Source organism: Hymenobacter terrigena, assembly GCF_054776515.1.
Genome location: NZ_BAAHBU010000005.1, coordinates 299,408 through 312,308 on the forward strand (window position 1 = coordinate 299,408; position 12,901 = coordinate 312,308).

General features: G+C 60.4%; 9 protein-coding genes and 1 pseudogene. 3 read left to right on the forward strand and 7 right to left on the reverse strand.

The annotated features are described in order from the left end of the window. Positions 1–16: 16 nt before the first annotated feature. The 4 genes from ACYU7Q_RS20500 to ACYU7Q_RS20515 all read right to left on the reverse strand — a co-directional run bounded on the left by ACYU7Q_RS20500 (position 17) and on the right by ACYU7Q_RS20515 (position 6,896). Positions 17–4,036, reverse strand: coding sequence for an SNF2-related protein (locus ACYU7Q_RS20500; RefSeq protein ID WP_460611325.1), 4,020 nt, complete (start codon positions 4,034–4,036; stop codon positions 17–19). A 127-nt stretch (positions 4,037–4,163) separates the two neighbouring features. After that, the gene (locus tag ACYU7Q_RS20505) at positions 4,164–5,396 is read right to left on the reverse strand and encodes an ABC transporter permease (RefSeq protein ID WP_460611326.1); all 1,233 of its coding nucleotides are present in this window, start codon (positions 5,394–5,396) and stop codon (positions 4,164–4,166) included. Positions 5,397–5,564: 168 nt separating this feature from the next. Beyond that, a complete protein-coding gene (locus tag ACYU7Q_RS20510) occupies positions 5,565–6,374 on the reverse strand; it encodes a class I SAM-dependent methyltransferase (RefSeq protein ID WP_460611327.1) in 810 nt (269 codons plus the stop codon). Positions 6,375–6,473: 99 nt separating this feature from the next. Next, a complete protein-coding gene (locus ACYU7Q_RS20515; RefSeq protein WP_460611328.1) occupies positions 6,474–6,896 on the reverse strand; it encodes a ribosome-binding factor A in 423 nt (140 codons plus the stop codon). Between the two features lie 180 nt (positions 6,897–7,076). Between ACYU7Q_RS20515 and ACYU7Q_RS20520 the strand changes: the two genes are divergently transcribed. Further along, on the forward strand, positions 7,077–8,486 hold the full coding sequence (locus tag ACYU7Q_RS20520; protein WP_460611329.1) for a hypothetical protein: 1,410 nt from the start codon (positions 7,077–7,079) through the stop codon (positions 8,484–8,486). A 1-nt stretch (position 8,487) separates the two neighbouring features. Here the strand turns inward: ACYU7Q_RS20520 and ACYU7Q_RS20525 are convergent, their stop codons facing one another. The 3 genes from ACYU7Q_RS20525 to ACYU7Q_RS20535 all read right to left on the reverse strand — a co-directional run bounded on the left by ACYU7Q_RS20525 (position 8,488) and on the right by ACYU7Q_RS20535 (position 10,779). Then, the gene (locus ACYU7Q_RS20525; protein ID WP_460611330.1) at positions 8,488–9,081 is read right to left on the reverse strand and encodes a hypothetical protein; all 594 of its coding nucleotides are present in this window, start codon (positions 9,079–9,081) and stop codon (positions 8,488–8,490) included. A 21-nt stretch (positions 9,082–9,102) separates the two neighbouring features. Next, positions 9,103–10,140, reverse strand: coding sequence for a selenide, water dikinase SelD (selD, locus tag ACYU7Q_RS20530; protein ID WP_460611331.1), 1,038 nt, complete (start codon positions 10,138–10,140; stop codon positions 9,103–9,105). An 87-nt stretch (positions 10,141–10,227) separates the two neighbouring features. Beyond that, complete coding sequence (locus ACYU7Q_RS20535) at positions 10,228–10,779, reverse strand: DUF2911 domain-containing protein (protein ID WP_460611332.1); 552 nt, start codon at positions 10,777–10,779, stop codon at positions 10,228–10,230. Positions 10,780–11,121: 342 nt separating this feature from the next. Here ACYU7Q_RS20535 and ACYU7Q_RS20540 point away from each other — a divergent pair, with 342 nt between their 5' ends. Then, positions 11,122–11,592 (forward strand): LSm family protein, encoded by a 471-nt coding sequence (locus ACYU7Q_RS20540; RefSeq protein ID WP_460611333.1) that lies wholly within the window; start codon positions 11,122–11,124, stop codon positions 11,590–11,592. Between the two features lie 16 nt (positions 11,593–11,608). After that, a pseudogene (gene nusA / locus ACYU7Q_RS20545) lies at positions 11,609–12,841 on the forward strand (transcription termination factor NusA); the annotation flags it as partial. Positions 12,842–12,901 lie beyond the last annotated feature (60 nt).

Below are 12,901 nucleotides of genomic sequence, written 5' to 3' on the forward strand. Positions count from 1 at the left end.
TCCTGCTCAGCCGTTTTTACCCCAGCAACTCCTCAATATCCTCGCGGGTAAGGTGCTTAATCACGGCCTCGTCGGTAGCAATAAGCTCGCTCACCAGCGCCAATTTGCGGCGTTGCAGGGCCAGAATTTTTTCCTCCACCGTGCCCTGGGTGATGAACTTGTAGGTGAATACCGGCCGCTGCTGGCCGATGCGGTGGGCGCGGTCCACGGCCTGAGCCTCCACGGCAGGGTTCCACCACGGGTCGAGGATGAAGACGTAGTCGGCGGCGGTCAGATTGAGGCCCACACCGCCCGCTTTGAGGCTGATAAGGAAGATTTTTAGGTCTTCGCTTTCCTGAAAGCGCGCCACTTCGGCAGGCCGGTCGCGGGTGGCACCGTCGAGGTAGGCATAATGCATCTGGCGCTCATCAAGCGCGGCCCGTACCAACGATAAATGCTGTACGAACTGACTAAACACTAGCACCTTGTGCCCTTCGGCCACCACGTTGCGAATCATGCGCAGCACTTCGCGCAGCTTGCCCGATTCGTGGGTGTAGTTTTCGTCGGCCAGGCGCGGGTGGTTGGCAATCTGCCGCAAACGCGTAAGGCCCTGCAATAGCAGAAACTGGGTGCTGGCCGGGCCGTGCTCGTCGAGGTTGCGCAGGATTTTGTTGCGGTAGAAACTCTTGGTTTCCTCGTAGGCGTGGGCCTGCTCGTCCGTCATCTGACAGTAGCTGAGCTGCTCCGTTTTGGCGGGCAGTTCCTTGGCTACCTGCGCTTTGTGCCGACGCAGGATAAACGGTTTGATGAGCGCGTGTAAGCGACGGGTGCGGCCTTCGTCCTGGTCTTTCTCAATGGGCTTGAGGAATTCCTTGCGGAAAAACGCCTGCGTGCCCAGCAAGCCGGGGTTGATGAAGGACATCTGCGACCACAAGTCCATCGTGCTGTTCTCCACCGGCGTGCCCGTGAGGATGAGCCGGTGCTTGGAATGCAGCTGCCGTACGGCCTGCGAGGTCGTGCTCGACGGGTTTTTGATGGCCTGCGACTCGTCCAGAATCACGTAGTCGAATTTATAGCCGGCCAGCAGCTCCGTATCCAGCCGCACGATGCCGTAGCTGGTCAGCACCACGTCGTAATCGGCGAAGCGGTCGGGGTTTTTTTCACGGTAGGTGCCGGTGTAAGCCAGCACGCGCAGTTCGGGCGTAAACTTCTGCGCCTCGTTCAGCCAATTGAAAACCAGTGAAGTAGGTAATACCAGCAGCGAGGCCGCGCCCTGTGCCTCCCCGCTTTCGCGGCGATGCTGCAGCATGGCGAGCGTTTGAATCGTGTTGTGCGTCAGGATGAAATTATCCGTTACATACAACCGGTCCGGTGCATCCACCGAAATACACTGTGCGGGCATCGTGCCAACCAACTCCACCGCTTTGATGCCGCGGTAGGGCTGGTACTTAGTTTTGGGACGGTATAGCACCGCTTTCCGCGCCAGGCGAAAGGGCGTAATGTGGGGCGGCAGGCTCAGGGTCAGGGTGTGCGCCCGCTGCCCGGTCCGGCTCTCGCCGTTGTGGACATAGCCCGGGGTCTTGCTCGACTTTCTCACGGTGCCGCCCAACGATTGCACCAAAAAGGTAACGCCCTCAATCAGCGCCGTCGAAACCGAAGTGAACTGGCACACGTCGCCTTGCGCCGACATATAGCCGTCAGAATCCATCAGGCCCTGAAGCAGCGCCAGGCGAGTTGGGGCATCGTTGAACAAATAGTTGTCGGGAATAAACTTGTCTTTCGACAGCTTGCCTTTCAGCCCCAATGCCTTAATGTGCTGCATTAGCTCGTTAGTCCAGCCAGCGGCATTTTTGACAAACGTATAATCGCAGGTAAGGCCTTGACGGCGAATGGCCAGGGTGGACGGCAGCTCACGGGTCACGTAGTTCACAATTTCCGCGTCGCCGGTCGAGAGCTGAATGCTATTGAGTCGGAAGCAGCCATCGCCCAGCAGCAGCCCCATAAAATACGGGTCGACCGGCACCTTTTGGGAAGGCATTTCCACTGGCTTTACCATGGGAATGAACCACTTGGTGTTGCCGTGCTTGTCGTGCAGGTCGGCACTTAACTCCTGCAGCGCCTTTACCTTGTGGGCTTGGCCCCGGTATTTCTGCACGGGGCTTTGCACAGCCCACAAATGCTCGGCGCAGCATTCCGCCGTGGAGCCGTCCGTAAACGTCACGCGGAAAATTTCCTTTTCGCCCTGCGGAAATACGCCCGTAACGTGGGACGTCTGGCCCTGCGAGTTGATAACTGCTTCGCCCACGCGCATCTGTCCCATTTTCTTCCAGCCGGTGGGCGTGAGAATGTTGGCGTGCAGCGGCTGGGCTTTCCCAAGCCCCATATCGTCGGCCAGGCAGCCGCCGAAATGGTAGTCCTGCACGAAGCGCAGCCAGTTGTAGCCGGCCTTCTGGTAAGGCCGCAGTTCGCCCAGGAAGCCCACGGGCAGCGGGTGGTCTTCGACTTCGGCAAAGTCGCGCAGCTTTTCCAATTTGCGGCCCATGCGCACGGTGGCCAGCTCGTTGCTTTGTAGGTCGGCCACCAGGGCGAGATGGTGGCGGCGCAGGTTGAGGCCGTCCGCGGTTTCTTCGCCGAAGGCAAACAGCTCCAGGTAGTCCGTAAACCACTCGTCGGGGATGATGGCAATCTGGCCGTTGGGCAGCTTAAACTCGCGTCGGCGCTGCAGGATGTGCCCCCGCAGCCGAATAAACGGCACTTCAATGTCGCCAAAGCGCACCGTGCCGCGCACGTCAAACCAGTCGCCGGCTTCCTGGATGCCCACCTGCACGCTGGTCGGGCCGATGAAGTAGTTTTTGGTAGCGGTGGAAGCTGCTTCTACCGTGTAGCCCAGCTCCGTGAGGGCGGGGGTGTTGTCGTGCAGCCACTTGAAGGCTTCGGCTTTGGGCAGCGAGGCGTGGCCGTTGGCCACCACGAGGCGGCGGGCCTGGAGCTCTTCTACTGTGGCCTGTTCCTGCTCGGGGTTGCGCAGCAGGCGGTGGAACACGTAGCTGTCGGCCGTTTTTTCGAGGTGCACGCTCACGGGCTTGTTGGTGCCCAGCGGCATGAGGTGCGGGCCGTAGCGGAAGCTCAGCTCGAAATGAATCTGCTCGGTTTCGGCGCCGGTGAGCAGCGGAGCGATGGGCTTAGGCAGCGGAATGCGGCCCCGGCGCGGTGGGCCGGGCGGGCGCACGGGCGCTTCGGGCGCGGGCAGGGCTGGCTGGGCGTCGCTGAACGTGAGCCGAGGCCGCGCCACGTAGCGCTCCGAGCGAATGTCGAAGCCCCGGGCGTGCACCTCAAACGACTCCATGAGCGGGGCCACGAATTTCTGGAAATAGCTTTCCTCCACCTGCCGGGGCACCACAATAAATTTCTTCTTCAGAAACGGCAGCAGCTTGCGGCCGTCGACTTCCGTGCGGAAGGAATAGAGCAGGTCGTTGAGCAGTAGCCAGGCCGGCTGCAGGCACACAAGCACCGCGTCTTTGTATTGGAAATCAAGCTTCTGCCCCTGGTACTGAATGGTGGGGAAGTAATGCGTGCCTTCTTCGTTGCGGCGGAAGTGGAACAGGATGGACGCCTTGGCCGGGGCCATGCCAATTTCCTTCCACGTCGGCTCGCCGTCGCGGCCCATAATGAATACTTGCTTGCCCGCCAGCCGCGCCAGAATGCCGGCCATGCGCGTCTGCACGTACTTGGAAATGAGCTCCTGAAGCGGTTTGTCGCCCTTTTCGGCGTTGTAGGTCTTGAGAAAAAACTCGGCCGTGGCGATTTTGCGGGGCCAGAATTCTTTTACCACCGCTTCCTGCTGAATCTGGTCGCAGAGTTCTACCAATTCAAAATCGGTGGCATCGAGGCCGGCCGCAAATTCATGGGCATTTTTCCCCGAAACCGTCTGGTGCTGAAGCGTTAGCTGGCCGCGTGGGCCGAGCTGGACCACGTAGGCCGCGAACAAGTGGCCCAGGAACTCGTGTTCGAAGAGCGAATAGACGATTTGAAACGGTTCTGCGGTAGATACTTTCATAGCCGGGCACGCGGAAGGCGCAAGGTAGGGCAGAAAGCGGAAATTTGTCGTAACGCTTAGCTGCAGGAGCGAATTGCTAGGCCCTTACGGCGTAGCTAACCCCAAGATACCATAAATTCGATAAACGCTATAAATTCTCGCGCAAGTCCAACTTGCTCGCATTTAGCGCAGGGCGAATGCTTACGGCCAGCGTAATGAGGATAATGGAGAGGCAGGTAAAAATCAGGTCCGAGGCCTGCATTTTTACGGGGTAAGCATCCACCACGCTCGTGGCCATGCCCATGCTCACGAAGCCAAACCGCTGCTGGAGCCAGCACAGCGTGACGCCTAGGATGAGCCCGGTGGCTGCGCCTACCAGCGCCACGATGGCGCCTACATAGAGGAAGGTGCGGCGCACCGTCTTCTGGCTCGCGCCCATGGCCAGCAGCACCGAGATGTCCTTTTTCTTGTCGATGACCAGCATCGAGAGCGAGAAAAAGATATTGAGCGAGGCGATGAGCAGGATGAGCGTGAAGGTGATGAACACAAACAGCTTCTCCACTTTGATGGCCTTGAACAGGCTGACGTGCTGCTCATCTGAATCCTGCACTTTGAAATCCGGCCCGAGTAGGTTGCGGAGCTCTCCTTTCACCTTTTCAATTTCGAAGCTCTGGCCCACCTTCACGTAGAGAGCCGTGCGGCGGGTGCCGTAGCCCAGCAGGCGCTGGGCAAAGGTGAGGGGCACGAAAATGTAGCTGTCGTCGATGTGCTGCTCAATGAGGAAGACGCCGCCGGCCGTCAGGTTCTGCTCGTTGAAGGCGTTTTCGGGGTTGAAATCGAGGGTTTTTTTGCCGGGCGTGTTGCGTGGGTAAAGCAACCGCATGGGGGCCAAGCGGTTGTTGAGCGTGATGCTGAGCTCGTGCTGCACACCCGCGCCCACTAGGGCCAGCTCCAGGCTGTCGCGGCGCAGGCGGTGGTCGCCCTCGCGAATGTTGGCGTCAATCTGGCTCTGGCCAAAGTAGTTATCGGAAAGGCCGCGCATTTTTACCACCATCTGGCGGTCGTGGTATTGCAGCAGCGCATTGTCCTCGATTACCTCCGTGAGCAGGGCCACGCCGGGTGTATTTTCCAGCTTCATCAGGAAAGTGCGGTCCACGTTGAAGGCCTTGCCCTTGGCGGCGGAGATGACGAGATTGGGGTCCGATTTGCCGTAGAGCGTGCGCACCAAATCCTCCAGCCCGTTGAACACCGACAGCACGATAATCAGCGCCATGGTGCCCACCGCCACCCCAATCATCGAAATGTTGGAGATGATGGTGATGATGTTGCGCTTATTCTTGGAACGGAAATAGCGCCGGGCAATGAGGATAGGTACGTTCATAAATCACGGAATCGTCGGGTAGGTCACGGATTATCCGGATGTGGCGGCGGCTCCTGCGTGGGTTTTATCGGGGCGCTTTACGGCGTTAGCGTTCGGAAAGCTAAGGCAAAATGCGAGTTAAATGGTAACGGGCACAAATTCAGAGAATTTGCCTGCTCAGGAAGCAGCTTACTTCCAGGCTTTCACGATGAGGCCGGTGCCGGAGTCGTGCGTGCTGCGGGCATCGAGCCAGTTCAGCAGCAGGCAGAACGGGAACGTGACCAGGTAGTAGAACGGCAACACCACGAAAAACAGGCGCGACTTGCCCAGCATCAGAATGGGGTATTTCATGCTCAGGCGCCACGAAATCTGGCCCGGCTCGCCGTAGCTGTAGCGGGCCTCGATGCGCTCGAAGCCGGCGGTGCGCAGCTTCTGCTGAATCTCGCGGATGTTGTAGCCGTCGCGTACGTGCTCCTCGATGAAGCTGGTTTCGCCGTCGTCGTGCACGTCGGAGCCGCCCTGGTCACTGGGGGTCGAAATCAGCAGCATGCCGCCATCTTTCAGCGACGCGTGGATGTTGCGGAACACTTCCACATCTTCCAGAATGTGCTCCATTACATCAACAGACAGCGCCAGGTCGAAGGCATTCGGCTCCTGATAGAGCACCAAATCCTGCACGGCAAACTGCACGTTCTTGCGCCCAATCTGGCGGAAAAACTGATTGGAGTCGGCCACCTGGTCGTCCTTCACGTCCACGGCCAAGATGTTCCATTTCGAGCTCAGCCCGCTCAGCCAGTACGTGTACTGCCCGTAGCCGGAGCCGGCATCGAGGATGTGCAGGGGTTGCTGGGTGCGGCCTTTGGCCCAGCGGCGCAGTTCGCGGTGCACGTGCCAGGTGCGCAGCAGCAGCAAATCGAGCAGGTGATAAAACAGCCGGCGCAGCCACGGCGTGCGGTTGAATACCTGGCCGAGCGTCTTCTTAATAGGGTCGTAGTACAAAAGAGTGACTGAGTGAGGAAGTGACTGAGTAACGAGCGACTGCGTAAGGGAGTGACTGAGTGATGGTTTAAACGGCCACTCAGTCACTCCCTTACGCAGTTACTCATTGTTAAAAAGGCGCGGGCGGGCGGGCTTGTCATCTTCGTCCGAAGCGTCGTCCTTGGGAGCGTCCGGAATGTAGAGCGTGCCAAGCACCTGGTCCATGTGGGCAGCGTAGGCGGCGCTGTCGTCGTGGAAGAAGATGAGCTCGGGCACTACGCGGGCCGTTTTGCGAATGCGCTTGGCCAAGGCGTGGCGGATTTCCTTGGCGTTGTCCTTGATGATTTCGAGGCGCTCGTTGGCATCGTTGCCCAGCAGCAGGCTGAGGTATACGCGGGCCTGGCCCAGGTCGGGCGTCACCTTCACCATGCTGATGCTGGGCGCCAGCCCGCCGCCGAACAGGTGCGGTAAGTCGCGCTGCAATACGGCCGCGAGCTCCTGTTGCAGGAGGCTGGCCATTTTTTGTTGTCGTTTGCTATCCATAATGACTGGCAAAGGTACGGGATAGGGGAGAAGGGTGTAGGGGATAGGGAATAAGGAAAACGGGATAGGGCGTCAAGCTGCATTAGACCGATGAGTCTACTTCCGGTCGGTGGCGGCAGAACCCATCCTCCCGATACCTTTGCCCTATCCCATTTCCCTTGTTCCCTTTTCCCCCGCGCATTGCTTCGCTTTTTCAAAAGCTCGTTGCCCACGCAGCTGCTGGCCCTGGTGCTGCTGGTGCTGGCCCTGCGCCTGCCGCTGCTCTGGGCCGGCCTGCCCCTGACGGCGGCCGAACTGCGGGCCTTGCTGGTGGGTGAGCGGGTGCACGGCGGGGCCATGCCCTACCGCGACCTTTACGACGGCACCGCGCCGCTGGCCGCCGCCACCTTTGCCGCCCTCGATGCCGTGCTGGCGCGCCCGGTGTGGCTCTACCGCATGGTGGCGCTGGGGCTGCTGTTCATCCAGGGCCTGCGCCTGAATCTCGTGTTCAACCGCTACGACGTGCACCCCGAGCGCGGCTACGTGGCGGCCCTTACCTACCTGCTGGTGGGCAGCGTGAGCACTGATTTGGATGCCCTTTCGCCGCTGCTGCTGGGCAATACCTTCATTGTGTTTGCGCTGAGCGCGCTGCTGCCCACCTCCCGCGAGGGCTACGACAACCGCCGCCTGTTTCGGGCCGGTTTCCTGATTGGGCTGGGCGCGCTATGTTACCTGCCGCTGAGTCTGTTTGTGATAGTGGGCCTGTTTGCGGTGGTGATTTTTGCGGCCAATTCCTTTCGAAGCTCGCTGCTGCTGCTGTGCGGTTTTTTCTTTCCGTATGCGTTGGTAGCCACGTTTTTCTTCTACACCGATGCGCTGCCGGGATTCGTGCAATTTCACTTGCAGCCGGGCCTCACCGACCTCATTGCCAGCGGCCTGCCCGCCGGCCTGCAGCTGCGCCTGCTGATTGTGCCCATGCTGGTGTTGGCGCTGGCGCTGCTGCGGTCGTTGGGTACGTCGCTGGGCTTGGTGTTCCAGATAAAATTCCGCCAGATGATGCTGGTCTGGCTGGCCGTGGCCGCCTTGGCCGCGGCGGTAGAGCGCGGTGCAGCCCCCGGGGCGCTGGTGTTGTTGCTGCTGCCGCTTGCCTATTTCAGCCTCTTCCTGTGGCAGCGCTACCGCCAAAGCTGGCTGCTGGAATTGCTGCTGCTGCTCATTATCAACGCTGTGGTGGTGCTGCGCTACCGCGCCCAGGTTCCGCGCCTCGAAAGCCTGCTGCACATGCCCGCCGAAAGCCGCTTCGGCCTCGAGCCCGACCCGCGCTACGCCTCCTTGCGCGGCCAGACGCTCCTAATTCTCGGCCCCGACGACCGAGCGTATTTCAACAATCACCCCGCCACGCCCTACCTCGACTGGGCATTATCACAAGTCGATTTCGGCCACCTCAACGAGTACGCCGCCGTGGTGCGCGTAGCCCAGAAAATGGGCCCTACGCCGCCCGCCTACCTGCTCGACCAGAGCCACGTGGTGCCCCGCTTGCAACAGCTGCTGCCCGGCATCTTCAGCGCCTATGAGCCGACGGCTACGCCCGGCCTGTATAAACGGAAATAGGCTACACCCAGCACCACGCCTTGGTGCGCCGCTCCGGTGGCAGGCTGCGCAGGAAAGAGGCCAATGGCTCCAAATCAGTGAGTAACGCGGTAAGCGTAATGGCACGGCCGTCGCGCAGGTGCAGCGTCAGGTAATCATATTTTGCCCAGAACGTGCGGCGGGCGCTACACGTCACGCGCGCCACACGGGCCAGGTCGCGCCGCTCAAATGGCACCCGCCGCCCGGCCTCGTACACTTCAAACCGGTTATCAACGGGCTGAAAAACCAGCGTGGTTTCGTGGTTGAGCACCCAGTAGCGCAGATGCAGCAGCAGCGCCGGCCCACTCAGGGCTAGCGTAAAGAGCATAAACCCCGCCGTGAGCAGCCACTCGAACGCGCTGACTTCGGCCCCGCCCATGGCCACGGCCGGCAGCACGCTCAGCCCCGCGCCCAGCGCCAGCAGCGGCCAGAACAGCAGCCGCATCTGCCGCGCCGCCGTGGTCTGGTACACGTGGGTGCGCTTCGTAAACAGCCCCGTAACCCAGCGCGCCGCCCCCAGCACCACAAACAGCACCACGGCCGCTTCAATCAGCGGGCGGAAGAAAGAGGTTTTCATGCCTGAAAAGCCCGCTCTACGCTAGGCTTGCACCTGCACCCAGGCCTCGCCGTCGGTGTGCGCCCGCAGGTGGCCGAAGCTCTCCAGCGCCAGCCCATGCTTCGCGAAAACGGCCTCCACGGCCGCGCGCCCGGCGGGCTCCACGCACACCAGCAGGCCACCCGACGTTTGCGGGTCGCACAACCAGGCGCGCTGCTCGTCCGTCACCGGGCCGATTTTGTGGCCGTAGCTGGCCCAGTTGCGGCCGGTGCCGCCGGGCACGCTCCCCTGTTTCAAATAGCTTTCAGCCGCCGCAATGCGAGGAACTTTGCTGAAGTCAATTTCGGCCGTCAGGTGGCTGCCTTCGCATACCTCGGCCAGGTGCCCTAGCAGGCCAAAGCCCGTCACGTCTGTGAGGGCTGTCACCGCGGGCAGCTTGCTCAGTTCCGCGCCAATTTTATTAAGCTGCATCATTTGAGCGGGCGCAATGTTGGCGTCTTCGTCCCGCAAAATGCCCTTTTTCTGGGCCGTCGTCATGATGCCCACGCCCAACGGTTTGGTCAGGAATAATTCTGAGCCGGCGGTGGCCGTGTCGTTCTGCTTCAGGTCTTTGATATCGACCATGCCCGTCACGGCCAGCCCAAAAATGGGCTCCGGTGAGTCGATGCTGTGCCCGCCCGCCAGCGGAATCCCCGCCTCGGCGCAGATGCTGCGGGCGCCTTCCAGCACGCGGCGCGCCACCTCGGGCGGCAGCTTATCCACGGGCCAGCCCAGCACAGCAATGGCCAGCAGCGGCCGCCCACCCATGGCGTACACGTCCGAAATGGCATTGGCTGAGGCAATGCGCCCGAAATCGTAGGCATCATCCACGATGGGCATGAAGAAGTCGGTGGTCGAAATCACCGCCTGGCCCCCGCCGATGTCGTACACGGCCGCGTCGTCGCGGCTGGCATTGCCCACCAGCAGCTTCTCGTGTTGCGGCTGCGCAATGCTGGTGTGCAGCATCTGGTCGAGCACGGCCGGCGCGATTTTGCAGCCGCAGCCCGCGCCGTGGCTGTATTGGGTGAGCTTATATTCCATGGGTTGCATAAAGTCGAGCGAAGGCACAAAAGTAAGCGGGCGGCCCACCCGGGCCGCCCGTCATCAATTCCAGTTACTACCCAAAGGCTACTTAATTGCCACCGGCAATTCCACATTTTCCCAGCGCAGCACCAGGCCCTTAGGCGTCACCTCATACGCCAGCCGCTCGGTAAGGGCCGTTTTGCGGGGCGTCACCATCACGCGCAGCGCGTCCTGCTTTTCGTCGTACTTGAACGCGCCCCACTGGTTGGGCACCTTGTTGAAAATAACCGTCCACGGCCCGCTCTCGGCCGGAATCACGAAGAAGCCGTACTTGCCCGCCGGCAACGCTTTGCCTTCCACCATTACATTCTTGCTGAATTCTACCGTCGTGGCCTCATTGGCCCCGGCGCGCCACACCTTGCCGTACTGCTCCAGCCCGCCAAAAATCTTGCGGCCCTTCACGCCCGGGCTACTGTAATTCACGGTCACGTCGGTCGTACCAATCTTGCCGGTAGCCGTGGCCGCCGGGCTGGGCTTCACCGCGTCCTTAGCAGGGGTTGGCATGGTGGCGGGCGTCGTCTGGGCGTGGGCGGCGGTACCGGCCAGGGCCAGCATCAGGCCAAAAGCGGCCATGCGAAAAGTCGTGAGGAATTTCATGGGAATTTGCGGCTGAAAATGAGGGTGAATGAGGCCGTGAATATCGGTTGCTGATGCGCAAACTCCGCACCTGCCACCGAGGTTTGCCAAAGACACTGACTGCCGCCGGAGTTGCAGCGGTTTTATTGGTCAGTGCCTAAAGCCGTCAGGCTCCCATCTTCCAGGGCTTCGCACTTCAAGCGAACCGGGGCCGGAAGCAAGGTTCTGCGGCCCCACTCGGCCGCACGGTTCCATCTTGCATTCCGTCCCCAATTGTCGTACCTTTGCCCCGAAGTTGGTATTCAATCTGATAAAGAGGGGACGCGCAGTCCCCTCTTTTTTTGCCCGCTTTTTTCAAACCCTATGCGTTTCGACCGTAACCTGCTGCTGGAAATGCTCCACGATGCCATCGGCGACGAGGAGCTGTTCATCGTGAGCCTCACCGTGTCCGATTCGGTGCTGCCCAAGGTCACCGTTACCCTCGACGGCCCCAACGGCCTTGCCATCCAGTCCTGCGCCACCATCAGCCGCCGCTTGGGCCGCCGCATCGACGAGCACTACGGCGAAGAGTCCGCGTACTCACTCGAAGTCACCAGCCCCGGTGCCGACCAGCCCCTTACCGACCCGCGCCAGTACCCGCGCCACATCGGCCGCTCGCTGGCCCTGAAGCTGGCCGACGGCACCGAGAAAACCGGCATCCTCACTGCCGCCACCCCCGAAGGCGTGGAAATCGAAGAAGTAATCAAACAAAAAACCAAGAAAACCACCCTGCCCGCCGCATTCTATCCTTTCGGGGACATTAAGGAGGCCAAGGTTGTTATCTCTTTCAAATAAATACAGTTCTGCCTCTATGAACAGCCACGAACTCATTGAATCCTTCGGCGAATTTGCCCGGAGCAAGAACATCGACCGGCCCACGATGATGAGCATCCTGGACGACGTGTTTCGCACCATGATTCGCAAGAAGTACGACCAGGACGAAAACTTCGACGTCATCATCAACCCCGACAACGGTGACCTCGAAATCTGGCGTAACCGCGAAATCGTGGACGATAACTCGGAGGATATCTGGGACCACGATAAAATTCCGCTGTCCGAAGCCCAGAAAATTGAGCCCGACTTCGAAGTGGGCGAGTCCGTAGCCGAAGGCGTGAAGCTGGAAGATTTCGGCCGTCGCGCCGTGCTCATGGCCCGCCAAACGCTGATTCAGCGCGTGAAAGACCTTGAGCGCGACAACCTGTACCAGAAGTACAAGGACCAGGTAGGCGAAATCGTGACCGGCGAAGTCTATCAGGTGTGGAGCCGCGAGGCCCTCATCATGGACAAGGACGACAACGAGCTGGTGATGCCCAAGGGCGAGCAAATCCCCAAGGACCGTTTCCGCAAGGGCGACACCGTGCGCGCCGTCGTGCACCGCGTAGAGGTGATTAACGGCACGCCGAAAATCATCCTGTCGCGCGCCGCGCCGGCTTTCCTGGAGCGTTTGTTTGAGCTGGAAGTACCCGAGATTTACGATGGCCTCATTGTCATCAAAAACGTGGTGCGTGAGCCCGGCGAGCGCGCCAAAGTTGCTGTCGAAAGCTACGATGAGCGCATTGACCCCGTGGGTGCCTGCGTGGGCATGAAGGGCAGCCGCATCCACCCGGTGGTACGCGAGCTGGAAAATGAGAATATTGACATTATCAATTACACGGATAACTTAGAGCTTTACATTGCGCGGGCACTATCGCCGGCCAAAGTAGGTTCTATGAAGATAAACCAGGAGAGTGGCCGGGTATCCGTGTTCATGAAGCCCGACCAGGTGAGCCTGGCCATCGGCCGCGGCGGTGCCAACATCAAGCTGGCCAGCCGCCTGGTAGGCATGGAAATCGACGTGTTCCGCGAAGCCATCGACTACGAGGAAGACATTTCGCTGGACGAGTTCCAGGACGAAATCGAGCCTTGGGTTCTGGCCGAATTGAAAAAAATCGGTCTGGACACTGGCCGCGCCGTACTGGCTGTGAAGAAAGATGACATCGTGCGCCGCACGGAGTTGGAAGAGGAAATGGTGGACGATGTGTACCGCATTATCCGCCAGGAATTTGCCGACGACGAGGACCTCGACGAAAACTCGCTGGAAAGCGCTAAAAACCGCGTTGCCGCC